The organism is Vibrio sp. Isolate33, from assembly GCF_022397895.1.
Taxonomy (GTDB): domain Bacteria; phylum Pseudomonadota; class Gammaproteobacteria; order Enterobacterales; family Vibrionaceae; genus Vibrio; species Vibrio pomeroyi.
Genome location: NZ_JAKEUP010000003.1, coordinates 1 through 26,396, shown reverse-complemented (window position 1 = coordinate 26,396; position 26,396 = coordinate 1). Strand labels below are relative to the sequence as shown.

Below are 26,396 nucleotides of genomic sequence, written 5' to 3'. Positions count from 1 at the left end.
AGTGTTCATCCCAGACGTTATGCGATAATTGGTGCTACGCCCTCAACTATCCACCGTGAGTAATTGGTAGGAGGAGGAGGGTTTTTAATGCGTAACTCATATAATAAATGCCATTCTTGAGGAAATTTATGCAGCTTTGCCTTTTAGCCTTTGCCTTTTCTAAAAAGCTGTAAACGAGTTTGGTAGGAGAACAACATGGAGAGTTCAGCTATGTTAAGCAACCCAGCGACAGATGTCATATTGCATGCCTTTGACTGGTGCTACGCTGACGTAATGAAGAACGCCCCACTGATTCAAGAGTTGGGTTATAAATCTGTTTTAGTTTCACCAGCAATGAAATCGTTACGTGGCCCTAAAGGCTGCGACCGAGATTCTGGTACTCAATGGTGGCAGCGCTATCAGCCACAAGACTATCGTGTGATCGATAATCAGTTGGGTGACACACAAGATTTTAAAGCAATGGTCGACACGTTAAAGCAACATGGGCTTCGTACCTATGTGGATGTGGTGTTCAACCACATGGCAAACGAGTCTGGCATTCGCAGTGACTTAACATATCCGAACCTTCAAGATATGGCGTCTTACCAAGAAGACGCTGACTATTACGAATCGATCCGTTTATTTGGTGATCTTTCTAAGCCTTTATTTGATGAAAACGACTTTGTGGAAGCGTTTGGTATCAAAAACTGGAAAGACACTTGGGAAGTGCAGAACGGGCGTATTACTGGCGGAGCCAGCGATCCTGGTTTGCCAACGCTGTTAGACAACGACAATGTGGTTGCACAGCAGCGAGCTTACCTGAAAGCCTTGAAAGCGATTGGTGTGAAAGGCTTCCGTATTGATGCTGCAAAGCACATGACACTGTCACACCTGCGTAAGGTTTGGACTGATGATATCTGTGAAGAAATGCACATCTTTGGCGAGATCATTACCGATGGCGGTGCGACGGAAGAAGAGTACGAGCTGTTCCTTGAGCCTTACCTGAAGCACACGCGTTTGGGGGCGTACGATTTCCCTCTGTTCAATACCATCTTCAAAGCCTTTGAAGAGCAGGGCAGCTTTAAGTCTCTGATCAACCCTTACTGTTTTGGTCAGGCTCTATCGAACATGAGAGCCATCACCTTTGCCGTGACCCATGACATTCCAAACAACGAGGTGTTTTTGGAACATGTGATGGATGAAGTGGACGAGCGATTGGCTCACGCCTTCATTCTTGGTCGAGATGGCGGTGTACCACTGGTTTATAGTGAATTAAGCACGAGTGGTATTTTGGACCAGAATGGTCAGCCTCGTTGGCTTAACGACTGGCAAGCGCCTTACATGAAAAGCATGATTCAATTCCATAATCATGTTCATGGCGAAGCGATGCGTGTGGTTGAAGCGAATGACGACTTGCTGGTATTTGTCCGTGGTGACAAAGGCATTGTGGTGATTAACAAGTCGAAACGCAGCAAAACCGCCTCATTAAGTTGGACAGGTGCGGTAACCGATTTAATGTCGGGTGATGTGTTTGAATGTGTGGGTAAGGATTTAACCATCAAGGTGGAATCGAACCAATGCATGATGTTGACGACGAATGAATTGAAACCTGTAACGAGTTAACTCAGATAGACTAGAAAGAGAAGCCCCGCTTACTGGCAATCAGTAAGCGGGGCTTTTTATTTTAAGTTATTGCTCGGTAGCTTAAACGATCGGCGACTCAACCAAACGGCAACTGAGCCAAACCGTGGCTAAACCGTAAACTTATTCAATAGCTCGTCTTGTTGGCGAACATTGTCAGTTTGCTGCTGCATTGCGGTATTCGCTTCTTGAGCCGCTGTTGATACTTGTGTTGAAAGGTCTTTGATCTTAACTGTGTTGTTGTTGATCTCTTCCGCTACTAAGCTCTGCTCTTCTGCTGCTGAAGCAATCTGAATGTTCATATCAGAGATACGCTGAATCGCGTCACGGATACGGTCAAGTGAAGAGTTCGCTTGCTGAGCACGTTCAACGGCGTCAGTTGCGGTGTCTTTACTTTGGTTCATCGCATTCGATACTGAGCTTGCGCCGGCTTGAAGCTGCTCGATCATGTTACGAATTTCAGTGGTCGATTCTTGAGTACGTTGCGCTAGCGTACGAACTTCATCGGCTACGACTGCGAAACCACGACCCGATTCACCCGCACGCGCGGCTTCAATTGCTGCGTTTAGTGCCAATAGATTGGTTTGGTCAGCAATGTCGTTGATTACCTTGAGAATCGTTTCGATGTTTGCGGTCGCTGATTCAAGCACTTGTACTTCTGCAACGGCTTGGTCGATACGCTCAGATAAGTTATCAATCGCTTGAGTGGTTTCACTTACGACAGAGGTACCGTCTAGCGTTGCTTCGTCAGCTTCACGAGCCGCTGCTGCAGCACCTTGAGCGTTGTTTGCTACTTCTGTTGCGGTAACCGCCATCTCGTTCATTGCGGTCGCTAGCTGCTCAAGCTCTTGCAGTTGCGTGTTCATCGCATTTGCAGATTCGCCAGCGCCTTTCACTGTGAATTCAGTACCACGCTTAATCTCAACGCCAATCGCTTTCGATTGAATGATTTGATTTTGCAGGTTTTCGGTAAAGGTGTTGAAGCCTTTCGCTAGATCAGAGAACTCTTGGTCTGTATTGGTATCCAGACGCTTAGTTAAGTCACCTTGTCCGCTAGCCACATCTTGAATCGCTTGGTTAAGCGCATCCAGTGGACGCATCAACACGCGGATCAGAACCGTTAGTGCCACAACACTAAGAATTACAGCAAGCAAAGAGTAGATCATTGAGCTGTTTTTCAGGTCTTCAACGGTTTGGTAAGCGATCTCTTCATCTAGGATTGCGCCGATGTACCAATCTTCACTTGGGATGTGTGTGAAGTTAACGAGGAACATTTTGCCGTCGACTTCGATCTCTTGAGAGCCTTCACGAATAGTCGCTTGCGGCATGTAGCTTGAAAGCGTTTCACCGTTGTTTTTAGCATTTGGGTGAGCAATCGTTGTGCCGTCGGCTGTCACTAGGAATAGGTAGCCCGCATCAAACAGGTTTACTTGGTTTACTAAGGTCGCAAGATTGGTCAGTTCTAGATCGTAGAACATACCTGCAGTAAAGCGGCCGTTGTCTTTAACTGGCGTACCCACTGAGATAATGACTTTCTTACTTGATGCATCCACATAAGGCGCGGTAACAACTAAACTGTTTTTGGATTTAGCATCAATGTACCAAGGACGAATTCGTGGGTCGTAATCTGGACCGGCTTCCCAGCCGTCATCATTTTCAATGACGAAACCGTTTGCTTCATAACCAAAACCAACCGCAAGGAAGCTGTTTTTAAGCTTTGGCTTTTCTAAAATTTCTTTTACGTAAGTACGATCTTGAGGATTGATCTCGATGACTTCAGTCGTCGATTGAGCCAAAGCTTTCTTGGCATTCATCTCGGATACGACGGTATTTTTTACGCCCGAGACCATCTCATTAAGACTCGCATTGACGTGGTTCTCTACAGCACTTCTAACGGTGTAAAGTTGTTGTATTGAAAGCAATGATACTGTCACTAGCAGCAAGGCTGATGATGCAGCAACCACCTTATGGCTAAATTTCATTGAGTTTTCCCCTTCTCACAGGCTTTGCGAAGACTAAAGTTAATCGTGTTTTTCTAATTATATATATCGACGAGATTGAAATTTACTTGAATGTAATTTCACAAAATAGACTACAAAAATACAACAACCCAAACAATACAAAATTCACTAAATCACATATTTGTTACTTTTATTATTGGGTTCAATGAGTTGGGGAATGGCGCTAGACGGGGTTTAAGGGGGAATTAAGAATGTATTAATTTGTAGATTATGCGTTCAGTTTTCTATTAACAAGAGGCGATGTGAATAAACAATATGAAATTAAATGATATGCAGGGCTTATATATTGATTAAAATCTAAATGACACTGTGTATATATTTTGCGCAAATAAAAAGCCCCACAAAAGTGAGGCTTATAATTCTGTCTGCTTATTTACTTATATAAGTAGCATCTAATTTAGAATATTAGATGAGCTACACCAGCGATCACTGGAAGCGTAATTAGAGTACGCAGAATAAAGATAATAAACAGTTCCAAGATGTTCACTGGGATCTTACTACCTAGAAGCAGAGCGCCTACTTCAGACATGTAAATCAGTTGAGTTACCGACATTGCTGCAATAACAAAGCGAGTCATCTCGTTGTCGATAGAAGCTGCAAGGATTGCTGGGATAAACATATCCGCAAAACCAACAACGATCGTTTCAGAGGCTGCAACGGCTTCAGGTACACCAAGTAGCTCTAGGAATGGGATGAAAGGCTGACCTAGGAATGAGAATACAGAAGTGTATTCCGCAATTACCAACGCCATAGTACCAAGACCCATAACCACTGGCAGTACACCAAAGACCATATCCACAGCGTTACGAACGCCTTCGCCAAACACAGACTTAGCCGACTTCACTTGTGATGCTTTGTTTACTGCTAGCTCAAGACCCCAAGAGAATGTTGAGTGACCTGCAGGAATCGCGTCAGCGTCTTTGTGCGGCTTGCTACCGTCAATGAAGGTGTCTTTCTTCATGCTTAGTGGTGGAAGGCGAGGGATGATTACCGCTGCCACAATACCCGCTAAACAGATTGCTGCGTAGAAAGGTAAGAACAAGTGCTCTAACTCTACTTGTGCAATTACCACAAGGCTGAATGTAATCGATACTGCCGAGAAAGTCGTACCAACAACCGCAGCTTCCCGCTGAGTGTAGAACTTTTTCTCGTACTGCTTGCTGGTAAGTAGGATACCAACGCTGCCATCACCTAACCAAGAAGCCATACAGTCAATAGCACTACGACCTGGTAGGTTGAAGATTGGGCGCATGATTTTACTTAACAGGGTGCCGAACAATTCTAATAAACCGAAGTTAAGTAGAAGAGGCAGTAGCAAACCCGCAAAGATAAATACTGAGAACAGTGTAGGAAGCAGGCCTTCTAACACTAAACCACCGGTGTTTTCTTCCCAAATAAACTCTGGGCCCACTTGGAAGAACGCCATGAATGCTGCAGCACCACCAATCAAACGAACCAACAACCACAATGGAGATGGGTTGAAAAGGCCGTTTAAAAATGAATTCGATGTAATGAATGTAGGCTTGAAAATGGTGCTTAAAACGGAAGCTACAGACATGAAAGCGACGATCGCAGTGATGATAGAGACTAGGTACTCACCGAAAACCGCTTGAATTGACTTGGCTAAGATCGCTACAGGGATGGTGAGATCGCCTTGATAGCTGATTGGTGCCATGAAAAGGAATAAACCAATCAATGATGGGATTAAGAAAACCCAGAAACTGCCTTTAGATTTCTCTGTTTGAGCAGTATTCGTGTTGTTAGACATGTTATTGTTCTCGAATTTCTACACGTAAAAAAGCCACATCCTTGGCATTTTTATTCACTAAACGTCCGTATTTTCTCATTGGGTGCAAGATTACCCAGTATTAATATCGCTTGCAATACTATTCATCAAATATCGCTAAGTATTCACACTGGTTATTCTGCAACTCCTTAAGAGTTTAGAATAAAGTGTTGCGGATGTTACGTAGTTTGAGGATATATTGCCAGGTATTTATAAATTCACTGGCGTTTCAGTTCGATAGGTCAAGTATAGCCAATAGCTAAACGCAATGATGAAGGCGAAAGAAGCAGGGAATGCCAGAGCTAATATTTCGAAGCGTTGGAACAAGCAAGCGCCCGTTAAGCCTCCAAATAGAAAACCGACAACGATGAACATCAGCAGTTTGGCTTTGCGGCGGTCAAAGGGCATGCCTTTGAGGCGAGCACCAATCATGATCCCAAGATCCGTGATGATCCCGCTCATGTGTGTGGTACGAATGATCGCGCCGCTATAAGTCGTGATCATCGCGTTCTGTAACCCACATGCGGCTGAAGCGAAGTATTGGCCGGACATATAGCCTTGTAATAGTGCCCAAAGTGCCAAGAACAACAACCCACCTTCAATACACAGCGCGACACCGTAGCGGCGTCCTAGCTTTAGTGCTTGGTTTTCAATAAAGAATCCACTGAAGGCTGCGCCTAACATAAAGCTCGTGATCACCAATAGAAGGTGCACGGAAGCCGAAGTTGGGGTGAGCAGGCTGCTGCCGAGTAAAGACATGGTGCCAGAGATGTGCGAGATGGCTTGATGTTGGAAACCAAGTAAACCAATAGCATTTACGCTGCCAGCAAGGCCTGCTAACAGTAGCGCGCCGTATTCAACCCAGCGAGGTAGCTTAGAAATCATGTGGTTCACCCTGGGTTAGAAAGAGGAGCAGATTATAACGCTAGCGAAAAGATACGCTAGCGTTGCGGGGCTTTCATATTTGATCTTGGGCAACAGTATTGCAGTTTGTTTCTTTACAGGTGCTATCGCAATACTAGAGGGCTGTAGCCACTAATTATAGTGACTCATTTGATGGTCAAATTTGACCCAACCATGTTTGCGCTCTTCATAAACTGAAAAACTTGGCAGTGGAAAATCTTGTTCTTTAAACAGCCCGAGAGGGACGATATAAAAATCGGCAGCGGCAACAGATTGTAAAAGCATAGTGGTGCCACATTGAGGACAAAACTGATAGGTGACTTCATTGCCTGTATCGCTGATGCGTGAGAAAGAGGTGACCTCTCCGCTGAGTGTGACTTGTTCAATTGGGAACCGAGCTTGAACGCCGAACACGCTTCCTGTGCGTTTTTGGCATTCATAGCAATGACATACAGAGGTACGTTGAGGCTCACCGCGGCATACGAGATTGACGGCTCCACAGCGGCATTCGCAACTTCTGATATTTCTGTCTTTAATATGATTGATATCCATCCATGCTCCACTTCTGGTTAACCCTGTATTGATAATTATACTAAAGCCCTTTATGGTCTGCACAACTGGATGAAAACAAAAGAATATAATTGCTCATGAAAAAGAAAATCTTGCCTATACCTCTGATTTTACTGATTCCAATCGTCATGCTGGTCGTGGTGATACTGGCGGGTGTTTATCGTTTTAGTTTAAGTGATGAAGAAATCTTAGCTAAGTTTCCTTCTTCTCAAGTCAGTTATGACCCAGTCGTAGAAACCGTTTTTGATTTGAAGACAACCAACCCATGGACAATCAAAGTACCTGAAACCAACGCATATGCCTTTATTAATGAAATCGATGCACCAAAAGCAATCGCGTTTGGTCGTTATGATTCTGGAGTAGAGCGTGGTGTGGTGACTGTTGATACGAAAAGCCTTTCTGCGGTGACCTTGGGTAACGCGAGCTTTTTCGTTGCGCCAATGTGGATATCGAACCAAGGCAGCGGCGTATTCTATTACCTTGCTCTGTTTAAACATGATCAGCAGCGAAGCCGTGTGGTGCTAGTTGACCAGCTTTTCTTAGGCGATCGCGTGCAAATCCAGACTTTGGATGTCGCCGAGCAGCCAGATTCGCAATCACAGAAAAAACTCACTGGGGAAGGTTTTATCGGCTTTACTCAGCATTCTGCGGAACAATCATTTGCAGAACCCCCTTCTGAAAAGGTGTTGATGAGCTTTTCTTTTGATACGCAATCAATTGGTAAGCAATAGCGTTTTCGTTAGTGCAAGGATTTGTTGTTTATGTGAGCCAAATTACATATTATCTTAATAAGATGAATGAAATTTAGACACTTTTTTGTGCTTGTGTCTGCTTACTTTTACAAATGGAGCTTGCGAATGATTAATAAACGTTTTTTTAAGACGAAAGATGAAGTGGAAGTGACCTTCGAGCTAGAAGCTCAAGAAGCGAACTCTGTATCCATTGTTGCTGACTTCCTTGACTGGAAAGCTACGCCAATGAAAAAACTGGCGAAAGGAAAAGTCTACAAATTCAAAACTCGCTTACCTAAAGATGGCGAGTTTCAATTTCGCTATCTAGTTGATGATCAGCAATGGGTAAACGATTCGAATGCGGATCGTTACATTCCCAATGAATTTGGCGAAGACAACTGCCTAGTGTCGACGGTTAACGCTTAATCGCGACCGTTTGTTTTAGGTAAAAAGTCGCGTTTTTCGAACTAAGCCGTTTTGCTTCAATCGTGATAATGGATTGAGTTGTTTAAGCGCTTCATTTTCTAAAAACGGCGACTAATTCGCTTCGTTTATTAATTATTCGAAACGGAATAACGTAAATCAATAGAAAGCAGAAACTAGCCGTTTCTGCTTTTTTATTTTCAAATTTAGCGGTTAATTTTATTTGGAGAGAAGTGAACGTTCACTTACGGCAACTCAATGACTTAGCTCTAAGTAGACAGATTCACGTCATATTATGACAATGCATTGATGATTTATGCGTTTGAAAAGCATATCCTATGCCTTTATATCGTAGAAAGACCTGTTTACCGTGTATTCAAAAATATTTCCCTCTCCGTTTGCTGAGCTTTCACCTGTAAAAAAAGTAGCTATTTTGGGACTGCCACTTATTGCTGCGATTGGTGTTGCTTTGCAATCGTCACAATCGGATCTGACGAAAACGATCGATCTTGATTTACCCGACTCAACCGTGATTGAGTCTATTCTGTCACCTTCTTCTGTTACTGTTATCGAGCCGCCAACGTTTGAGTACCAAATTCAAACGGGTGATAACTTAAGTAGCATCTTCACTCAGCTTGGGTTTTCTTATAAATCGATGATGAGCGTGATGGAAACCGATTTAAACTTCCTTGCGTTAGACACGCTTCGTCCGGGTAACACATTGCGTTTTTGGCGTGATGAGGCGACGGGCGATCTTTCTAAAATGGAACTTCAATTTAGTGTTGCTGATAAAGTGGTTTACCGACTACTTGAAGATGGCACATACGAGTTTGAAGATATCTCTATTCCGGGCGAATGGAAGCAGCGACCTCTGGTGGGTGATATTCATGGCAGCTTCTCAATGTCGGCGAATAAAGCTGGCCTGAACAGCCTTGAGATTGACCATATTGTGACCCTTCTTAAAGACAAGCTGAACTTCAGCCGAGACTTACGTGCTGGCGATCAGTTTGAGGTGCTTCAGAAAGCGCAATTCGTTGATGGTGTTGCTACAGGCAAACGCGAAATTGAAGCAATTAAGATCATTAATAAGAACCGTGTAGTGTCTGCGTATCTTCATACCGATGGTCAATACTACGACGCAGACGGTGATAGCCTTCAACGTGCTTTCCAACGTTATCCTGTAAGCAGCAGCTGGCGTCAGAGTTCTCAATTTAACCCTAAACGTCTACACCCAGTGACGGGCCGAATCTCACCGCACAACGGTACGGATTTCGCGACACCAATTGGCACGCCTGTTCAAGCAACGGGTGACGGCAAAGTGATCATGACCCGTAAACACCCTTATGCGGGTAACTATGTGGTGATTCAACACGGTAGCACTTATAAAACGCGTTACTTGCACTTAAGCAAGATCCTTGTTCGTAAAGGACAAACGGTATCTCGTGGCCAACGTATTGGCCTCTCGGGTAAAACGGGTCGAGTGACAGGTGCTCACTTGCACTATGAACTGATCGAACGTGGTCGCCCTGTTGATGCGATGAAAGCGAATATCCCAATGGCCGATTCTGTGCCTAAAAAGGAAAAAGCGACATTTACAGCCGCGAGAGATGAAGCCGACAAGCTATTGAAGGCAGCGTTAGAAACGCGCAATCTAGCAATGGTTAATAATGCTAGTAAGTAGCTAGCCATTAAACTGTTTTAAAGCCGCAAGAGCATCACAAAGCACAGTCAGCGTTAAGTGATGCTCTTGCGGCTTTTTAGTTCTCAAGAGAAGGTTCGGTAAGGCTTTAAACTAAAGGCTCTGAGTGCGCGACATAGCTAACGATAGCTTCAGGTCGCATTGGAGGTGAGTAGAGGTAACCTTGGATCTTGTCACATCCCATCGCGTGCAGTTTTTCTAATTGCTCACGCTTCTCAACACCTTCCGCAACCAAAGATACATCGAGTCTATGGGCTAGTTGAACAATCAGCCATACTACGCTTTCTGAGGTCGAACTAGTTAACAAGTCTCGAATAAAGGTCGCATCAATTTTAATGCAATCGATAGGGTAGCTGTGGATGTAATTCAAACTGGAGTAGCCTGTACCAAAGTCGTCGAGTGCAATCGTGAAGCCTTGTCCTCTCAGAAAGTTAAGCGCGGATTTTGTCTCTTGTGTCGGCGATAACAGAACGGTTTCGGTTAACTCGATAACAAACTCATTCGCCTTAAAGTGGTGCTGTTCAATGGTTCGAGTCAGGTAGGAGATATAACGTTTCGAATCGGTAAGCTCATGCGCGGAGCAGTTGATTCCAAGCTTAATCTTATAGCCCAAACCTTGCTCTAGGGTCGTTTTAGCGCGGCACACCAATTCAATAATGCGTTCGCCTAATTCGACAATCAGCCCTGACTCTTCAGCCACTTGAATAAACTCTACGGGTGAGATATCTCCATGTCTGGCTGTTTTCCAGCGAGTCAGTACCTCGAAGTATTCCCATTGAGTCTCACCTTGCCCCACAATTGGCTGTACCACCACGTACATGCCATTGCTGTCGGGGACATAGCTTTGTGAAATTGGGTTTTCCAGTTCACTTCGTAGCGCAGCGACTAGCTCTGTTTTTCTTTGGTAACGAACTCTTAAGTGGGTGTCATAACATTGAATATGGGTATCTTGGCTGTGTTTACACTCTTTAAGAGCCAAGCTGGTGTTGAAGATGATTTGCTCAACGTCTTTGTTGTCTCCATCCGAACTGGCAATACCGATGCTGACGTCGAAATCTATCTTGATATCAACGCTACTGTAGCCCTGCTTAATTTTGGCCAGTATTTGTTCGCACACGGCTATCGGGTCGGAATGGTACGTGATGAAGGCGAACTCATTGCCTGCAGTTCGAAAAGTCAGGTTGCTTTCAGGTAACGTGCGGCGCAATGTTTCTGCGACAAACTGCAGCACTTTGTCGCCAATATAATTACCGTGCATATCATTAATGGCTTTGAAGCTATTGATGTCGAGCAAAGCCAATGTAAATGGCGTAACACTCTGTTGAGTGATTGATTCTAAGGTATCGGATAAGCAGCTACGGTTTAACAGACCAGTTAAGCTGTCGTGTGATACCTCGTAACTCAGCTGATTTACCAGTTGTTCAGAACGATCGTTGAACCACATCTCTCTAAGCGTGTGGATGATGATGTCTGCAAATAGCTGATGGTGTTTGATCACATCATGTTGTTGGTCTGGGCTAAGCGGAGAGGTGAACGTCGAGAAAAGCACTCCCATGACTTCGCCACTTTGAGTTCGAGTAGGAATCGCGATCGAGTTCTGTGAAGTGATTTCCTGCCTAAACGCCGACGTAGGAAGCGACTGAATGACATATTGAGCAAACGAACAATCTGGGTGACGTTGATTCACCGCCTGTTGGTAGATGTGACCATGACGCGCGTTGATTTTGTCATGCAGTACATGATCAGAATGGGCAATCACCAAAGGAACTGTTTGATCTGGAAAGTACTTCTTTTCGATGATACTGGTGTATTGAGTACCAAATTTTTGGTGCAACGTGAGCACAGCCGACTCTAAAAGGTCGATACCTTCTAACTTAAGTAAACGCCCAATGCGCTCTGTATCTATCATGCTGTTGTGGGTATGTTGAGTCATAGTCACCATCCATAGCTAACCAGAATCATTGCGTAAGCCGTTTATGTAAGGTCTTGTCTATCTGTGTATACAAAACAATATGCGTCTAGTTTATTATTGATCGTGTTGTATAACTTTTCAAATTTAAATGTGATTTATTTCACAGAATCTGAGTGCTTCGCTCTCGGTCCAATCTCTCTTTGAGGTGATCCAAAAACAGCTTGGTTCGAGTGTGTGAGTAATCAAGCTTAGGGTAGTACGCGTAAACCATCACTTCGTCTGCTGTTATATTTGGCAATACTGGAACTAATGTCCCTTGTTTGAGATCTTCTTTGATCATCGCTTTGATGGTTAACAATACGCCCATTCCGCGCTTCGCCGCATGAAATAACGCCTCTGGGTTGGTGGTGGCAAAGTTACCGTTTAACGTGATTCGCTGCCCTTTGGTGAGTGCCACTTCACGGGTCGGGCGTTCTCCCCAAATCAATGAATTGTGTTGCTCTAAATCTTGTTCACAAGTGGGGTAACCATGCTTGGCGAGATAGCTTGGTGCTGCATAGAAGCTGGCTCTATGCTCAAACAGAGGTGTTTTCTTGAAGCTTAACGAGTTGAGCTGTTCTAGCTCACGACTGATTACCAAGTCCAAACCAAGCTCGGGTAATTGACCGGGCGTAGTGGTGATGAGTTGTACCTTAATATCAGGGTATTTTTCTAAGAAGTCATCCATGTATTGCACAAGAAACTTAGAGCCAACCGCAATGGTCGCGCCTATTTTGAGCAAGCCCGCAGGGGTTTGGTTGACAGAACGAGTTTCATCAATGATCGACTGCCAATTGTCGAGCTGATCTTTTGCTCTTTGATAGAAGAGTGCGCCCGCTTCGGTTTGGCTAATTGAGCGAGTGGTGCGCTTTAAAAGTTGGGTGCCGATGCGTTCTTCTAGCCAGTTTACTCTTTTACTGATCGCTGAGCTGGTGGTATTGAGTTTACGCGCAGCGCCATTAAAACTGCCTTCTTCAACCACTCTAACGTAGCTTTTTACGTTGAGAATCCAATCCATATTATTTCCTAGTGGGACTTAATTAAATTCCAATTTGGTTAATTATCAATTACTGGTTTTGAATATAAACTTATATCATGAACAAATATCAAACGAATAGGGAATTTTTTGAGCCAATCGACCTTTAAAAAAACGCCATTACTGTTAGCAATGATGATCATTGCGACGGGACAAGTGGGTGTCAGCATCTACTTGCCAGCACTGCCGCTGATTGCTGCTGACTTAAGTGTTACCCAAGTGGATGTGCAGCTGCTCGTCACATTGTTTCTTGTGGGTTTCGGCTTATCGCAGCTGTTTTATGGACCGATGTCCGATGCGGTGGGAAGACGACCTATTTTCTTGTTAGGTCAGGGTGTTTATTTGATTGGTACTGTCGTTTGTTTTGCCTTTTCTGACAACATGACAGCGTTGGAAGTAGGTCGATTACTGCAAGGCTTAGGGGCGGGCAGTGCCTCGGTGTTGGGGCGAAGCGTGCTCCGTGACAGTTATGATGGCCCTCAGCTAACTAAAGCCTTGTCGTACATTTCCCTAACGGCTTCGATCATGCCGATCATTGCACCTGTATTTGGTGGCTGGATTTCATTCCACCTTGGTTGGCAGGCTGTATTCCTTTTCGTTCTATTGTATTTACTGGCGATATTCACACTGGGTTACTTCGTGTTGCATGAAACTCTGCCATATGGGAAGAGCCGTTTTGACGTTAGCCAAGTGATAAAGAACTACGGACGCTTGTTGACCAATCGCCAAGTGATAAGCAGCGCCAGCTATAACTGGATGAGTTACATGGCGAGTTTGGTGTCGTTATCTTTATTCCCATTCTTAATGCAGGAGCAACTAGGGCTGACAGCGGCTGAATATGGATCTTTGATGATTGTACCTTCGGCAGGATTGTTGATTGGCAGTGTGGCGTTGAACATACTCAATCGTCGATTCAGTACACCTCAGTTAATGAGCCTCGCGATTTTGATTGTATTGGCGTCTGGCACTTGGTTGTTAACACATGAACTCTCCATCTTTAACCTAGTGTGGGCATTTACTTGGTTGGCGATCGCACAGGGCATCTCTTTCCCTCTTTCTATTAGCATGTTGTTGGAGCCCCACAAGAAGCAAGCGGGCGCGGTGTCTGCTCTATCCGGTTCGATTCAAATGTGCTTGGCGGGTTTGCTAGGTGGATACTTGGTTGAAAGTTGGGTAACGACTCATCTACAACTTGGCGTGTTCTATCTCATCATCGGCGGGGGTATGGGCGGTGTGCTTTGGTCTTCAGCGAGAATGAACAAGAAAGAGGACAACGCGGAAGTAGAATTCAGCTAAATGAATAAGTGTGGTTCGGTTACTCAGCTTTAAAAAGATGCGATACTTTAAGTAACTGATTGATAGTGAGCTGAGATACTTATGGAAATCAAAGTGCTTCGTAGTTTTGTGGCCGTAGCAACACACTGTAGTTTTTCGAGGGCAGCAAAAGAGCTGCATACGGTGCAGCCTGCTATTAGTCGCCACATTACCAGCCTTGAAGATGAGTTGGGTGTTAAGCTTTTCTTCCGCACCTCGCGAGAAGTTACGATTACCGCTGCGGGTTCAAGGTTGTTGCAAGATGCAATTCATCTGATTGAACAAACAGAGAACACCAAACAAGCCGTCATCCAAGCCGCCTCAGGTGTGGTAGGTAGCCTCAAGATAGGCTATCTAGGAGGAGCAACGCTCGGTTTTCTTCCTGCTTTAGTTCGAAACTATCTCCAACATAATCCAAATATCGATGTCAGTTTGTATGAAATGACCGTGTCTGAGCAAATTGAGGCGCTTGAGAAACATGACATTGATATCGCTTTCTCGCGCGTTTTGCCTGCTGGTTTCGAAGATAGCTACATATCGACCAATATTTACACCGACAAGCTGGTGGCAGCGGTTTCTATCACACATCCTTTAGCAAATCAGGATGAAATCAATCTCAGCGAACTCAATAATGATCCTTTTGTTTTGTTCGAGCGCGATCAGGCTGTTGGGCTATTCGATGCCATCATCACTCAGTGTCAAATGTCAGGCTTCTCACCCAACATCAAGAAACAGCCGAGTCAGATGCAGGCCGTGCTTACTCAGGTTGCTGCTGGGTTAGGGGTGACCATTGTGCCTTATTCGGTAAAAGATCTTAGGTGCGATGAATGTTCATTTCTTTCTCTTAAATCCAATCAAGCTATTGACTCAAAGCCCGTTGAGATCCCTTTGGTCATGACGCATCACCGCCATACACTCTCCCCAACGGCTCGACTGTTTGCCGATCTTGTATACAGCGAGATTGATAATATCCGTTGTAAAATGACCTAAATTCCATCTATACAATAATGGCATCGATTCTAGATTAAATGGCTATTTCTGTTATTTAAAGCATCCCCTTAAACTCTACTCATCAACGCAATGAGACAGAATTTAAGGGTGAAACATGAAACAAACTCAAAGAGAATTACTAGGCACAGGTCGTTTACTGTTAATGTCTAGTGCAGTATCTGCAACAGCCGCCAACCTTTACTACAACCAACCAATATTGCCGAAAATTGGTGCTGAACTGGGTTTATCAAGTGAACAGCTCGGCTCTATTCCTGCTGCGGGTCAGATAGGATATGCAGCGGCATTATTGTTTCTATCACCATTAGGGGATAAGTTACCGCGTAAGCAACTCATCTCGATTCTTTCTGTATTACTTGTTTTATCTTCATTAGTGGCTTCAAACGCTTCCAGTTTGTTGGCAATGGTGTTGGCTTGTTTTGCTATTGGTCTCAGCGCGAATATTACGCAGCAACTCATCCCTTTTGCGGCTTCTTTAAGTATGCCTGAAACCAAAGGACGAGTGATTGGTACCTTAATGACAGGTTTAACCGTTGGTATTTTGCTTTCTCGTACAGTCAGTGGCTTTGTAGGGGAGCAATACGGCTGGCGCGCAGTGTTTATTATGTCTGCCGCTTTAGCATCGCTATTTGGTATATTGCTTTACGTGTTTTTGCCGTCCAATAAACCGACCAACAACATGCCTTATCTCAAGCTCGTGGGAAGCATGGCGACTTTAGTGAAACAGCATGCGATTTTACGAAAATCAGCGCTGACTGGTGCGTTGTGGTTTGCTTCATTTAATGCGCTTTGGGCAACATTAGCATTGCACGTGAGTGAAGCGCCGTTCAATTACAACGCTCAACAGGCGGGTTTGTTCGGTGTGGTGGCACTGGCTGGTGTAATTGGTGCAAAGGTATCTGGCGCGATTGTGAGTAAGTTCGGCTCTCGCAAGATGATCAATATGGCGTTAGTTTTGATTGTGGTTGGCTTTGCGGTTTCAGGCCTGTTCGGCGATCACTTAATGGGTCTCATTGTTGGCATCATTCTAATCGACTTAGGCGTGTTCAGTGCACAGGTCTCTAACCAAGTTCGCGTGTTTTCTATCGACCCGCAAGCGCAAAGTCGTATCAATGGTATTTACATGTTGGGTTACTATTTAGGTGGCGCGTTTGGTTCGTTTTCTGGCGTGTTGTCGTTTGAACACTTTGGTTGGCATGGCGTTGCGGTATTCAGTGCTCTGATGGTCGTCGCAAGCTTGGTGGTTAACAATCGAAAAGATAAAGGCACTGCGATTCAGGCGGAGCTTAATGTCTAAGTGAGGTCGCTGAGTCTAGATGAATAGAGCTCTTTGGGATAATAAGAAGTGCTTTATCGTTAAGACGTTGTATTTGTCTGACTGGTTTTCTACAATACTGGCGTCCATTTAATAGGTAAAACAAAATGCAGCAAAATGAATTTGAAGTACTGGTAAAAGCTATCTGCGCACTAGATGGCCTACCTCAAGCACTTGAGCTATTGAAATCCAATGAGGATACTGAAGTTGCTGAGGCTGCCGCTTCACTGACTGGTCAATTTGCGCTAGCGGAAGTGGAAGGCGAAAAGCGCATTTACCACGTGACGCTTCAAGAGAATGAACAAGGCGAAGAGCAAGAGTACATCGAACATGTAATGAATGAAGGCGATGACTTAATCAAATTTGCAGCTTGGTTCTTCGAAACTATGTTCGAATTAAAGCAAAAAGATACTTACCAAATTGCGGGTAAAACTTACCGTCAGCCAAAGCGTAGCTAAGGCTTTAGTTATCGTTAACGACTTCAGCATCAAAGCATGAAGTTTAAGCCAAGCATTTAAAAAAGCAGCTCACATGAGCTGCTTTTTTTATGGATGTTTCATCTAGATCCTAAGCGGCATCACACGTATTGCATCAAAGCCAAAACGAGTCACAGCTTAAGTTATTGATATATAAATATACTTTTGATTGTGATTACAACGGGAATACTCGAGGTGTAATAAAATGAACTAACTTGCATTAAAGTGTGATTTAGATCTTGTTTTTGGGTGTTTAAAGTGTAGAATCCGCGCATAAGAAAGTTGATTATGTGCGGAGATAAGCATGAACTACGAACTAGGCCACGCATACCTTGGTCAAATGGCAGCAAAAAACATGATGCACGAAGCATTGTACGGCAAGTCAAAGCCAAAAAAAGTATCATTCTTTAAGCGAATGATGAAGAAAATGGCTAAGTAAGCATTTTCCAAAACGGAATTTTAAAAGGCCTTAAACTCATAGAAGTTTAAGGCCTTTTTCGTTTTAGCGATTGATGACTTTCATCGCTCTGTTTTGTTGTGGATGGACACAAGAAAACACTGATTAGTTAATGATCGGAAGTCTAACTCTATCTAAGCGAGATTAGCTAGCCGATTGATTGGATAAGTCGACCACATTGTTTGGAATGGAATCTAGACCATGTTCTTTCATCCATGCTTCCAAGTTGTCTGCTCCGCCGATGTACTTACCATCAAGCCAGATCTGAGGAACCGTCACCGGTGTTTTTTCACCAATGTGTGCTTTCACTTCTGGAATCATTCGATATAAGGCAGCACTGTCTTTAACGACATCGTGATAGGCATATTCGACACCCGCTTCATCAAGCATTTTCTTAGCTTTCACACAGAATGGGCAGGTTGCTTTGCCATAAACGATATTGCCCTTTAGGCTGTCTCGTTTGGTCCACTCTTTGATTACGGATTGAACCAATACACCACGATTGAGTGCTTCACCTTGGCTAACAACCTTGCCTTCAACAACAAGGATAGGCGCATGCCAAGAACCAAGTTTTAGCGGTTCCCACCAGTGAGATAACCAATCTTTCACTTCTAGTTCGACATCAACATCAGCCAATTCATTCTCAAAGGTATCCTTAAGAATGTCTTTGGTAAGGGTACATTCTCCACATGGGATGTTTACTTTAAATGGACCCCAGCTGCCTGCCCAACGGTATAGTGTAATCTTGACTGGTTTCTTCATGGTTACGACCTCGCTTAAAATTCTCTTATCAATATAGAACGGACAGTAGAACTATTTATTTCATCGACTTTAAACTTTCTTAACTTTCGTCGGTTTTTTCGTTTCCCAATGGGTAATGAACGCAACAGAAGCAATGATAATCGCAGCCCCTAGCCATAAACGACCTGGTGGAACCCAGCTGAAGACCAGCCAACCAGCCAAGACATTAAGTGGTAATTTCGCGTGATCGAACGGTTGAACGAAAGAGGCATCAGCCACCGAGTATGCTTTTACAATAGCCCACTGAGCCAATGCTGTCATAACACCGATAACGATTAAGATAGCCCAAATAGTGCCGCCACTTGGCATTTGCCAATCAGGAACGGCCAGCAAGATGTTAAATGGCGTAATCAATAGCAGAAGGTAAACCACCATGGTTGAAGGGCTGTCTTGTGAAGAGAGCTTTTTCACCATCAGTGAGTAACATGCCCAAAAGAAAGCTGCGCCAACGGGGAGTAATGTTGCCCAACTAAAGTCTTCGGCCCACGGTTCGAGAATGACCATAGCACCTGCGAAGCCTGCTAAGGTTGCCCCCCAACGAGCTGCGCCCACTTTCTCTTTTAGGAAAAGACCAGAACCTATGGTTGCAAACAGTGGCGAAGTCATAAGAAGGGCTATGCCTTGCCAAATCGGCACAGGGTAGGCCAGCGCCCAAATCCAAAGTTGGATACCAATAACGGATAAAAAGACACGGAATACGTGTAACTTGAGATTATCAGTTTTTAGTGCGCGGCGAATTCCTAGCGTTTTCAAGTAAGGAAGGATGGCGAACAATGCAATTGAATACTGAATGACGGCAACGGTAGTAGAAGTCAGTCCGAAATGAATGCTAGCGATTTGAGTTAGGCTGTTGATCAAAGCAAAGGCTAAACCTGCGGTTAGCATCCAGCTAGCGCCTTGGATCGGATGGTGTTGTGACATGATGCTTCTAATTATTTGATGTGGTTCACCTATGATACGGATTTAACACCACTTAACCAGAAAAAGCATTGATGAAGTTAGTCAGAATATTCGAATATGAAAAAAGGTTGAGCCATTGCCCAACCTTTTTAGTCTTCATCTAAAGTGAATTTAGATTAGAAGTCGTAACGTACACCTAGGCGAAGTGTGTCTTCACCTTCAGTTGCTAGACCTGAATTTGTGTCTTTTTCTTCATCTAAGCCATTGATGTAGTATGCAAGGTATGTACGGAAGTTGCTGTTCAGCTTGTAGTAACCTGCTAGCTCAATGCCATCAACAGAATCTGCTGTAGAACCGTTTGCCGCTTCATCTTCTTGATACGTGTACACTACAGCGGCAGAAAGCTGCTTAGTGAATTTATACTGTGCTGCGAATTCCATTGCAGTAAATGACTCAACATCTGCGCCAACTGCTTTATCGTTTGAATCACCTGTAGAGTATGTTGCTGCTAGGTAAAGGTTATCTAAAGAGTACGCTAGACCAGCTAGGATTTGGTTTGCGCTACCTGCACCAGCACCTAGATCTTCGCCAGAGTATGCAAGACCGAGGTCAAGACCGAATGGTAATGAATAAACACCAGAAATACTGTAGCCATCCGTGTCTTTTGCACTATTTGCTTGGTAAGTCGCTTCTAATTGAAGTGCGTCAAAGCCACCGCGGTATGCAAATACGCTGTCTTCTTTGTCAGAAGCCGCGTCGATTACTTGCTGAACACCAGAAAACTCAGTGATATCCGTAAAGTCAGAAACGATGACTGAAGCCATGTCTTGGCGACCGACAGAAAGTGCTTGGCCATCGAAATCAACACCAGCGTACATGTAACGGTTATCAAACTCACTGTCACCAGTGCTTTGCTCTGCTTCGTAGAAACCGAATGCTGTTGCAGTATCTGTAAGTTGTGTCTCACCAGCAAGGTTTAAACGGAAACGAGTTTTATCTTCCATCGTACCTGCAACTTCTGCACCACCTGAACCAATGAAGTCACCACGGAATTCAGCACGACCGCCAATCTTAAGCTCAGTACCGTCAGAGCTGTAAACTGTTGCTGCTAGAGATGAACCTGAAACTAGTGCTGCTACCACTGCAGAAGCTAGAACTGCCTTTTTCATAATCACTTACCTTGTATTTTAAAATCCGTGAGCAATGCGCTCTCCGTTTCGATATGAAGCTAATTTAGAGCAGATAAATTAAGCTTTCATTTCTATAAAATTACATTTTCGTGAATAGGGAACTTTTTAAGTGTTGATTTTATTGCACTTTTATTTCATTTGGCTGAGTGGTTTGTGAATAATTATCCAAATTGGAAGTTTTAGAACAGCCATTTGTGCAAGTTTCACTTTGAAAGAGGTGAGGATGTTATGAGTGAGTTTTACGGGCTGAACTGTACTTGTTAAATCGATTAACTGCTTGTACTGGTTAAGATATCCTCTATGATGCAAAAACTGACAAGAGAATAGATTTTGCTCAACAAGATGGAGTAGTTGGATGAAAACAGAGTACTTAGGCGATGTTTTACAAGGTAGACAGGTTATTGGCTCCTTGAATGTTGAAGACTTACAGGTTGGAGAGCATCAGTTTTGGTTTCAAGTGACTAGTGATGGACTCGGCCAACCTAAAAACATGCCGGTTTCTGTTTTTAAAGGCAGCCAAGATGGCCCTAAGTTGATGATCACAGCCGGTATTCACGGCGATGAACTGAACGGTGTATTGGCTGCTCAGCAAATTATCAGAGACTTGGTGGGTAAAACACTGAAGGGCACGGTAACAATTGTGCCCACGGTGAACCTGTCTGGTTTGCTAAATCACAGTCGTGACTTCATCTCTTCCGATCCGGGTTCATGCCCTGCAAATCTCAATCGACTCTTTCCCGGTGACGCCCACGGATTAGCAGCAGAGCGCTTTGTTGCGTCACTTTGGGAGCGCTTACTCAAGCACAATGCTACTTTCGCCGTTGACCTTCATACCCAAACTCGTGGTGCAGTTTACCCACTTTATGTGTTTGCAGATTATCGCATAGAGCAATGTTTAGACATGGCGAGGCTGATGCAACCCGACTGTGTACTTAATGATCCCGGCGACCCCGGGATTCTTGAAACGGTTTGGAATCGCAGTGGTATACCGAGCATCACTGTCGAAGTCGGGATGGGTAAGTTCACTCAACCTGACATGATTCAAAGAGCGGTAGACGGCGTTTTGAATATGCTCTCCTATTACGAGATGCTTGAGGTCGATGGACAAGATCCGCTAGAGACAAAGCAACTGCCGAGCATGGATTGGATTGAAGGCAACAATGTCGTATCCATTCGTGCTGATATTGGTGGTTTTGTTCTGCCTCAGGTCGAGCTTTTGCAAAGCGTGGAGCAAGATGACCTGTTAGCCATTCAATATGATGCGTTCGGCAATGAATGTCGTCGTTATCATGCGCCATCTTCTGGTCGTGTACTCAGTTATAACGTGGACGCATTAAGAGAGCCGGGTGCTTTGGTGTGCCGCTTATTGAGCTAGTAATTAGTTATACAGCGACTAGGTCTGCCATTCGAAACGTGAAAAAAAAGACCGAGCTAGGCTCGGTCAAAGGACAGTTGTCTAGAGTTAACACGTCTTGGACTCGTCGACAGAACTGCTTTTAGAGTAAATAGGATAAATTAAGAACCCATTGCGAGATGGTGACACTTCGACTGCTTTTTTGTTTCAAAACGATTATTTCAAAGCCTGACCTGAAATCGTTGTATCTTAAAATCTATTATTCAAAGCCATAAAAAGCCTACTGCGGGTTAACGCAAGTAGGCTTTATCAATTTCGTCTTAAATTTTAGTTAAGGCTCACAACCTCTCTCAAACCTTAGTAGATTCGATTAGAAAGCGTCATCCACAATGTCTTTTAGTCGGTCGTAAGGCACATACCCCGGTAAGACCTGACCATTCATCATTAGCGTTGGTGTACCCGTTAAGCCGAGTGCGCTAAAGGTTTGGTGGTTAGTCATTAACGTGTTGCTTTGTTCTGTGGTTGTCTCTAACTGCGCTTCAGTGCCTGTTTTTTTCGCTACCGCTTGCAGTGACGATTTTGTGTGACTGCCGCTTTTCGCCATCAGTAATCGATCGACTTCAGGGAAGGCTTCTGGGTTGTCTTTCCATACCTTCATCGCGTATAGCGCCGCATTGGTATTAAGGCCGCTCACTTGTTGCTGCTTAAACGACAGGTAGACATTGATGATCTTGATGTCACTGTTTTCAGAGGCTAGTTTAACCAAGCCTTTCTCCAAGCGTTTACAGAAAGGACAGTTGTAGTCGGTGAAGTTGATGATTACCGATTTGCCGTCAGGGTTACCTGTTATTGGGTGAGCGTCATTGTTGTACAACCAATCATGGCTTTCTGCTTGAGCTTTCTTTGCTTGTTCTTGGCCGGCCACATACTGCTCTAAGCTGGTATGCAAACCCGATATAGTCGAAGGGTTTTCCTTCAGAAACTGATTAATTTCTTCAAGTTGTTGGGTTTGTTCTTTGCTTAATTCAGCGAAGGCATTGGTGCTCATTAGTGAGCCTAAAATCAGTGCGCTAATCAGATGTTTTTTCATGTTATGTATTCTCTAATTCTTGATAACCGTGAGCGCTCATTAGGTTACGCACACGGTATTATTGTTTGTTAAATTGGCTTAAGTCGGTTCATTCTCTTCGCTTTTTCTTGGTAAGCGAGTTATGCAAAATAGGTTCTTAACCACAGGCCGATAGGGGAAGTCACGCCAGTTGCGATACTGCTGATCTTTCCGTCTTTGATGATGACGATGCTTGGAGTGACATTGACGCCCCAACTTCTGCTGATTGACCCAGAAAGATCATTGATCACAGGGAAGTCATACTCTTTTGCATCCAAGTAGCGTTGCACTCGTTCATCGGGTCCTGATGGAAGGGCGACCGTAACGACTTGGTAAGAGTCATTGAAGCTATTGACGGTTGGGCTCACGAATTTGCACGCACCACACCAAGTTGCCCAAAAATAGACAATGACAGGCTTACCGTTTTTACTGAGCTCGATAACATCAATATCCTCACCTTGGAGTGACTGACCCACGATTGGAATCGCATCTCCTTGAGGCATGCTTCTGCTGTGATAAAAATCCATAGCAAACGAAACCACGCCAACGATCAGTATCATTGAGACCAGTTCCTTTCCCCACTTCTTAAGACGACTTGGCTTTTTAGCCTCACCCTTTACAGGTTGGTCTTTGGTCGTGTTGGGCTTCTCTTCATTGTTGGGAGTCTTCATCACTTATCTCGCAGCATCGATGGCTTGAACGACAGTGTCACTGTCCAGAATTACGGGCAGTGGGATACCGCTTTTATAGCTTGGGCCATACACGATATTAAATGGCACACCAAATCGTCCGTTACTTTGTAAGTATTGAGTGACGCTTTCACTTGGTGTTGTCCAATCGCCTTTCATCAAAACAATGTCTTCTTGTTGCAGGTGGCTGTATACAGGATCTTGAAGAATCACGCCGATCTTGTTCGCCTTACAGGTGATACACCATTCTGCTGTCACATCGACAAATACGGTTTTGCCTTCATCGACCAATTGTGGAATTTGTTTCGCATCCAGTTTTTGCCAAGCAAGATCATCAACGATAGGCGTCGCCCAGTTATCTGCAGTAACACTGCCGACAATAAGAGCTGCGCCAAACATCAAGGTAGTGGTTGCCATGATAGGTATGAGTACTTTACGCCCCAATTTCATGCCAATCCAAACCAGTACTGAAATCACGATAAACAGTGACAACAAGATGGTTGGGAACTTGCCAATGAATGGGCTAAGTAGGCTTGTTAACCACAGACTAGTGATGAACATCATTAAGCCAAATACCAGCTTAACCTTGAACATCCAAGCGCCCGGCTTTGGTAGCAATTTGGTTAGGCTCGGGAACAGCGCGAAAATAAGCCAAGGTGCACTCATACCAATACCAAGTGCGATGAAGATCGCCCACAGTTCTTGGGAGCTTGCGCCAAGCGCGTAAGCCACGGCGGTTCCTAGGAATGGCGCGCTACAAGGCGTTGCTAGCAGCGTGGCAAACATACCTTGAACAAAGTGACCTGAGTGTGAGTCATCGCCTTTGGTTGCCATCCAAGTGTTTAAACCCGATGGCAGTCTGAACTCGAATAAACCAAGTAGGTTAATGGAGAACAGTAGGGTGATGATCAGCATGAACCCGATAAACCAAACGTTTTGGAATTGGATTCCCCAACCAATCGCATTACCGCCCATTTTGAGCACTGTCATACCTAAGGCTAAGAGTGCAAACGAAGTGATGACACCCATCGCCGAAGCTAGGAATGAGATTCGGATGTGTCGGTTTGATGCACCTTGGTTTTGAATGATGCTGTTTAGCTTCATTCCTAATACAGGTAAAACACACGGCATGATATTGAGGATCAAGCCACCAATTAAGGCAAAGCCAATCATCGCAATAAAGCTAGTATTGCTTGATTGATAGGCAATAGGCTCTGAGCCAACCTGAGCTGTCATCTCTTCAGCAAAGTTAGTATCTGACACCGTGACGCTAACGGTACGATTCGTTAAGTCGACGTCACCAATCCAGTTACTCACATCGAAAACGGCAGTCATTGTGTTGTCTGTGATATTAATGGCTGGTTGAGAGAAGAAGTCGTCAATCACTTCTTGGCCATCAATCAATACCATTGGCTTATCCCAGCCTTCTTTACTTGTTAGCTGAGTCACCAGTTGCTGCTTGTTCTTATCCCAAAACAGGCCGTTTACTGAAGTTCGGTTTGCTTCGCGTGGTGACTGGCTCATGCCTTGATTGAACAAGAACATGGCTTCTTCATCGAGCTCTAATGTTTGTGGGTCGATCGGCAGTTCGATGTCGTAATCGGTTAACACACAAATATTCGTGCACGACGGAAAGGTGAACGAAGCCTTAAAGATGGCAGGCTTAGTGTTGTCTTTCAGTGTGAGTGTGACCGGAAAGCTGACGTGCTTTTTGTAGCCCAACGTCATTACGTCTAGCTGCTCGTAGTACTTCGGAATTGGCCAATGCCACTCTACCGACTCAATGTTTGTTGAACCAGACCAGTCCCAGCTTGGAGGTATGCCACCTTCGCCTGGGCTGCGCCAATAGGTTTTCCAGTCGCCGTCGAGCACAACATCGAGCACGGTTTGAATCTGAGAACCGTCATCCGACTGTTCACCTGTCGACATCATTCGCATTTTGACCGGTGGGTGTTCAGGCACGCTGAGCCAGCCCGTAGTCTGTGCTAAAGCAGTAAATGACGTCATGACCAAAATGGCAGTGACTAAAGTTTTCGCGCATGTACGCATGCAGAATGCCAATGAATCGACAAACTTAGTTAGTAGTGTGTTGTACACAAATGTATCTCCAAAAAATAAATAAAAGGGTGGAATAGCCCGGTTATTTACTCTCTAAATATACAGTGCTTTAGGTGTAGGCGGTGTTTTGTTGGTCGAGTAGAGCGATGGTTGTCTCTAGATAATCTCGATATATGAGGTGAAAGGCTGAATGCGACAGCGATAAATAGAATGAAAGGGATCAGCCAACCTGTTTTCGGTGTGGCGAAGGTGAGCATTTTTGAGCTCAGGTCGCAGGCGCTAGCATTCGGTGCCGTCAGTGACTTAGACGCATCTGAACCAAAAACGCTGGCATAAAGCTCAGACATTTTTTCAAATGAAGCGATAGTCGCTTGGGGATCGCTGGTTTCAGACCCTATGTGTGTTGATTGGCTAACCGAAGCCTTAGAAAACGTCACTTTATTTGCAGGCAGCGTACTTGCCAGACAAGTTACGATAACCAGTCCGGTAAGAAGAAGCGCCCAAAGCGATTGCTTTTGTTGGCGGTTCTGTTGGGATAAAAAAAGTAGCGGTGTATTCAGCAAATCAGTCAGTAATCGAATCAGTTAGTATTTAACACAGGTTATAAGCAGGCTAGCTTAGATAACTTTGTGGCGTGCCACAAGTCATAAAATTGTAAAAGTCACAGGGCGTACAAACGCCAAACTCAGAGGCTAAGGCATCGCATTTTCACTTAAGTTCATAATAATCTGTTCTTTTTTGTTATTCGCTGTTTTGTTAACCAAAGTCGTAACTTCCAATGAGCAATATATAATTAGCAAAGGTGTTCGATTGAATAAAAAAGAGCGATAAAACAGATACAAAAATGTATGGTCCGCCCCGTTATTGCAACTACAATTAAGTAATAACGGAGTTGGTTTGCGCTAATGTATTCGGAGTCCTTGTTGGGAGCACTAGCTTCCCAGCTCCACGATGATATCCGCGCCAGATTATCCTTAAAAAGCCCA

Annotated in this window: 23 protein-coding genes; 10 read left to right on the top strand and 13 right to left on the bottom strand. The window is 44.3% G+C overall.

All coding sequences use genetic code 11. The annotated features are described in order from the left end of the window. Nucleotides 1–195 precede the first annotated feature (195 nt). Entirely contained in the window at nucleotides 196–1,602 is a 1,407-nt protein-coding gene (locus tag L1D37_RS06805) for an alpha-amylase family glycosyl hydrolase (RefSeq protein WP_239847338.1), read from the top strand. A 128-nt stretch (nucleotides 1,603–1,730) separates the two neighbouring features. On the opposite strand, the gene L1D37_RS06800 is transcribed toward L1D37_RS06805, so the two are convergent. From L1D37_RS06800 to L1D37_RS06785, 4 genes are all read right to left on the bottom strand, one after another. Then, the gene (locus tag L1D37_RS06800; protein WP_239847337.1) at nucleotides 1,731–3,602 is read right to left on the bottom strand and encodes a methyl-accepting chemotaxis protein; all 1,872 of its coding nucleotides are present in this window, start codon (nucleotides 3,600–3,602) and stop codon (nucleotides 1,731–1,733) included. A gap of 436 nt (nucleotides 3,603–4,038) precedes the next feature. Beyond that, nucleotides 4,039–5,409 carry a YjiH family protein gene (locus L1D37_RS06795; protein ID WP_086775662.1) on the bottom strand — a complete coding sequence of 457 codons (1,371 nt, stop codon included), beginning with the start codon at nucleotides 5,407–5,409 and terminating at the stop codon, nucleotides 4,039–4,041. Between the two features lie 228 nt (nucleotides 5,410–5,637). Next, nucleotides 5,638–6,312 carry a YoaK family protein gene (locus tag L1D37_RS06790; RefSeq protein WP_239830448.1) on the bottom strand — a complete coding sequence of 225 codons (675 nt, stop codon included), beginning with the start codon at nucleotides 6,310–6,312 and terminating at the stop codon, nucleotides 5,638–5,640. Nucleotides 6,313–6,462: 150 nt separating this feature from the next. Continuing rightward, a complete protein-coding gene (locus L1D37_RS06785) occupies nucleotides 6,463–6,945 on the bottom strand; it encodes a GFA family protein (RefSeq protein ID WP_176679365.1) in 483 nt (160 codons plus the stop codon). Nucleotides 6,946–6,977: 32 nt separating this feature from the next. Here L1D37_RS06785 and L1D37_RS06780 point away from each other — a divergent pair, with 32 nt between their 5' ends. The 3 genes from L1D37_RS06780 (at nucleotide 6,978) to L1D37_RS06770 (ending at nucleotide 9,735) form a co-directional block, all read left to right on the top strand. After that, nucleotides 6,978–7,631 carry a hypothetical protein gene (locus L1D37_RS06780; protein ID WP_239847336.1) on the top strand — a complete coding sequence of 218 codons (654 nt, stop codon included), beginning with the start codon at nucleotides 6,978–6,980 and terminating at the stop codon, nucleotides 7,629–7,631. A 126-nt stretch (nucleotides 7,632–7,757) separates the two neighbouring features. Beyond that, nucleotides 7,758–8,057: an isoamylase early set domain-containing protein gene (locus tag L1D37_RS06775; RefSeq protein WP_017630092.1), complete on the top strand. Its 300-nt coding sequence runs from the start codon at nucleotides 7,758–7,760 to the stop codon at nucleotides 8,055–8,057. A 367-nt stretch (nucleotides 8,058–8,424) separates the two neighbouring features. Next, nucleotides 8,425–9,735: a peptidoglycan DD-metalloendopeptidase family protein gene (locus tag L1D37_RS06770; RefSeq protein ID WP_123309493.1), complete on the top strand. Its 1,311-nt coding sequence runs from the start codon at nucleotides 8,425–8,427 to the stop codon at nucleotides 9,733–9,735. Nucleotides 9,736–9,841: 106 nt separating this feature from the next. Here the strand turns inward: L1D37_RS06770 and L1D37_RS06765 are convergent, their stop codons facing one another. Further along, nucleotides 9,842–11,686 carry a bifunctional diguanylate cyclase/phosphodiesterase gene (locus tag L1D37_RS06765; protein WP_239847335.1) on the bottom strand — a complete coding sequence of 615 codons (1,845 nt, stop codon included), beginning with the start codon at nucleotides 11,684–11,686 and terminating at the stop codon, nucleotides 9,842–9,844. A gap of 139 nt (nucleotides 11,687–11,825) precedes the next feature. Then, the gene (locus tag L1D37_RS06760; protein WP_176679368.1) at nucleotides 11,826–12,722 is read right to left on the bottom strand and encodes a LysR family transcriptional regulator; all 897 of its coding nucleotides are present in this window, start codon (nucleotides 12,720–12,722) and stop codon (nucleotides 11,826–11,828) included. A gap of 108 nt (nucleotides 12,723–12,830) precedes the next feature. Between L1D37_RS06760 and L1D37_RS06755 the strand changes: the two genes are divergently transcribed. The 5 genes from L1D37_RS06755 (at nucleotide 12,831) to L1D37_RS24010 (ending at nucleotide 17,292) form a co-directional block, all read left to right on the top strand. Then, the gene (locus L1D37_RS06755) at nucleotides 12,831–14,036 is read left to right on the top strand and encodes a multidrug effflux MFS transporter (RefSeq protein ID WP_239847334.1); all 1,206 of its coding nucleotides are present in this window, start codon (nucleotides 12,831–12,833) and stop codon (nucleotides 14,034–14,036) included. Nucleotides 14,037–14,117: 81 nt separating this feature from the next. Then, on the top strand, nucleotides 14,118–15,044 hold the full coding sequence (locus L1D37_RS06750) for a LysR family transcriptional regulator (protein WP_239847333.1): 927 nt from the start codon (nucleotides 14,118–14,120) through the stop codon (nucleotides 15,042–15,044). 115 nt (nucleotides 15,045–15,159) lie between these two features. After that, nucleotides 15,160–16,359 (top strand): MFS transporter, encoded by a 1,200-nt coding sequence (locus L1D37_RS06745; RefSeq protein WP_239847332.1) that lies wholly within the window; start codon nucleotides 15,160–15,162, stop codon nucleotides 16,357–16,359. A gap of 125 nt (nucleotides 16,360–16,484) precedes the next feature. Next, the gene (locus L1D37_RS06740; RefSeq protein ID WP_017057980.1) at nucleotides 16,485–16,835 is read left to right on the top strand and encodes a hypothetical protein; all 351 of its coding nucleotides are present in this window, start codon (nucleotides 16,485–16,487) and stop codon (nucleotides 16,833–16,835) included. 322 nt (nucleotides 16,836–17,157) lie between these two features. Then, nucleotides 17,158–17,292 carry a hypothetical protein gene (locus L1D37_RS24010; RefSeq protein WP_256099315.1) on the top strand — a complete coding sequence of 45 codons (135 nt, stop codon included), beginning with the start codon at nucleotides 17,158–17,160 and terminating at the stop codon, nucleotides 17,290–17,292. Between the two features lie 162 nt (nucleotides 17,293–17,454). On the opposite strand, the gene L1D37_RS06735 is transcribed toward L1D37_RS24010, so the two are convergent. From L1D37_RS06735 to L1D37_RS06725, 3 genes are all read right to left on the bottom strand, one after another. Beyond that, nucleotides 17,455–18,072, bottom strand: a complete 618-nt coding sequence (locus tag L1D37_RS06735; protein ID WP_239847331.1) for a glutaredoxin — start codon at nucleotides 18,070–18,072, stop codon at nucleotides 17,455–17,457. 69 nt (nucleotides 18,073–18,141) lie between these two features. Beyond that, on the bottom strand, nucleotides 18,142–19,032 hold the full coding sequence (locus L1D37_RS06730; protein ID WP_017630101.1) for a DMT family transporter: 891 nt from the start codon (nucleotides 19,030–19,032) through the stop codon (nucleotides 18,142–18,144). Nucleotides 19,033–19,187: 155 nt separating this feature from the next. Then, on the bottom strand, nucleotides 19,188–20,180 hold the full coding sequence (locus L1D37_RS06725) for a porin (RefSeq protein WP_239847330.1): 993 nt from the start codon (nucleotides 20,178–20,180) through the stop codon (nucleotides 19,188–19,190). A gap of 376 nt (nucleotides 20,181–20,556) precedes the next feature. On the opposite strand from L1D37_RS06725, the gene L1D37_RS06720 reads away from it, so the two are divergent. Next, nucleotides 20,557–21,576, top strand: a complete 1,020-nt coding sequence (locus L1D37_RS06720; protein WP_239847329.1) for a succinylglutamate desuccinylase/aspartoacylase family protein — start codon at nucleotides 20,557–20,559, stop codon at nucleotides 21,574–21,576. Between the two features lie 349 nt (nucleotides 21,577–21,925). On the opposite strand, the gene L1D37_RS06715 is transcribed toward L1D37_RS06720, so the two are convergent. The 4 genes from L1D37_RS06715 to L1D37_RS06700 all read right to left on the bottom strand — a co-directional run bounded on the left by L1D37_RS06715 (nucleotide 21,926) and on the right by L1D37_RS06700 (nucleotide 25,973). Further along, the gene (locus L1D37_RS06715) at nucleotides 21,926–22,645 is read right to left on the bottom strand and encodes a DsbA family protein (protein ID WP_239847328.1); all 720 of its coding nucleotides are present in this window, start codon (nucleotides 22,643–22,645) and stop codon (nucleotides 21,926–21,928) included. A gap of 119 nt (nucleotides 22,646–22,764) precedes the next feature. Beyond that, a complete protein-coding gene (locus L1D37_RS06710; RefSeq protein WP_239847327.1) occupies nucleotides 22,765–23,334 on the bottom strand; it encodes a protein disulfide oxidoreductase in 570 nt (189 codons plus the stop codon). 3 nt (nucleotides 23,335–23,337) lie between these two features. Beyond that, the gene (locus L1D37_RS06705; RefSeq protein ID WP_239847590.1) at nucleotides 23,338–25,401 is read right to left on the bottom strand and encodes a protein-disulfide reductase DsbD domain-containing protein; all 2,064 of its coding nucleotides are present in this window, start codon (nucleotides 25,399–25,401) and stop codon (nucleotides 23,338–23,340) included. A gap of 95 nt (nucleotides 25,402–25,496) precedes the next feature. Next, nucleotides 25,497–25,973: a hypothetical protein gene (locus L1D37_RS06700; RefSeq protein WP_239847326.1), complete on the bottom strand. Its 477-nt coding sequence runs from the start codon at nucleotides 25,971–25,973 to the stop codon at nucleotides 25,497–25,499. Nucleotides 25,974–26,396 lie beyond the last annotated feature (423 nt).

Excerpts from the sequence above, each read along its gene's own strand:
- L1D37_RS06705 (WP_239847590.1), bottom strand. The coding sequence starts at position 25,401 with ATGCGTACATGCGCGAAAACTTTAGTCACTGCCATTTTGGTCATGACG.
- L1D37_RS06765 (WP_239847335.1), bottom strand. The coding sequence starts at position 11,686 with ATGACTCAACATACCCACAACAGCATGATAGATACAGAGCGCATTGGG.
- L1D37_RS06750 (WP_239847333.1), top strand. The coding sequence starts at position 14,118 with ATGGAAATCAAAGTGCTTCGTAGTTTTGTGGCCGTAGCAACACACTGT.
- L1D37_RS06775 (WP_017630092.1), top strand. The coding sequence starts at position 7,758 with ATGATTAATAAACGTTTTTTTAAGACGAAAGATGAAGTGGAAGTGACC.
- L1D37_RS06710 (WP_239847327.1), bottom strand. The coding sequence starts at position 23,334 with ATGAAGACTCCCAACAATGAAGAGAAGCCCAACACGACCAAAGACCAA.
- L1D37_RS06715 (WP_239847328.1), bottom strand. The coding sequence starts at position 22,645 with ATGAAAAAACATCTGATTAGCGCACTGATTTTAGGCTCACTAATGAGC.
- L1D37_RS06780 (WP_239847336.1), top strand. The coding sequence starts at position 6,978 with ATGAAAAAGAAAATCTTGCCTATACCTCTGATTTTACTGATTCCAATC.
- L1D37_RS06745 (WP_239847332.1), top strand. The coding sequence starts at position 15,160 with ATGAAACAAACTCAAAGAGAATTACTAGGCACAGGTCGTTTACTGTTA.
- L1D37_RS06760 (WP_176679368.1), bottom strand. The coding sequence starts at position 12,722 with ATGGATTGGATTCTCAACGTAAAAAGCTACGTTAGAGTGGTTGAAGAA.
- L1D37_RS06800 (WP_239847337.1), bottom strand. The coding sequence starts at position 3,602 with ATGAAATTTAGCCATAAGGTGGTTGCTGCATCATCAGCCTTGCTGCTA.
- L1D37_RS24010 (WP_256099315.1), top strand. The coding sequence starts at position 17,158 with ATGAACTACGAACTAGGCCACGCATACCTTGGTCAAATGGCAGCAAAA.
- L1D37_RS06725 (WP_239847330.1), bottom strand. The coding sequence starts at position 20,180 with ATGAAAAAGGCAGTTCTAGCTTCTGCAGTGGTAGCAGCACTAGTTTCA.
- L1D37_RS06805 (WP_239847338.1), top strand. The coding sequence starts at position 196 with ATGGAGAGTTCAGCTATGTTAAGCAACCCAGCGACAGATGTCATATTG.
- L1D37_RS06790 (WP_239830448.1), bottom strand. The coding sequence starts at position 6,312 with ATGATTTCTAAGCTACCTCGCTGGGTTGAATACGGCGCGCTACTGTTA.
- L1D37_RS06735 (WP_239847331.1), bottom strand. The coding sequence starts at position 18,072 with ATGAAGAAACCAGTCAAGATTACACTATACCGTTGGGCAGGCAGCTGG.
- L1D37_RS06730 (WP_017630101.1), bottom strand. The coding sequence starts at position 19,032 with ATGTCACAACACCATCCGATCCAAGGCGCTAGCTGGATGCTAACCGCA.
- L1D37_RS06720 (WP_239847329.1), top strand. The coding sequence starts at position 20,557 with ATGAAAACAGAGTACTTAGGCGATGTTTTACAAGGTAGACAGGTTATT.
- L1D37_RS06740 (WP_017057980.1), top strand. The coding sequence starts at position 16,485 with ATGCAGCAAAATGAATTTGAAGTACTGGTAAAAGCTATCTGCGCACTA.
- L1D37_RS06795 (WP_086775662.1), bottom strand. The coding sequence starts at position 5,409 with ATGTCTAACAACACGAATACTGCTCAAACAGAGAAATCTAAAGGCAGT.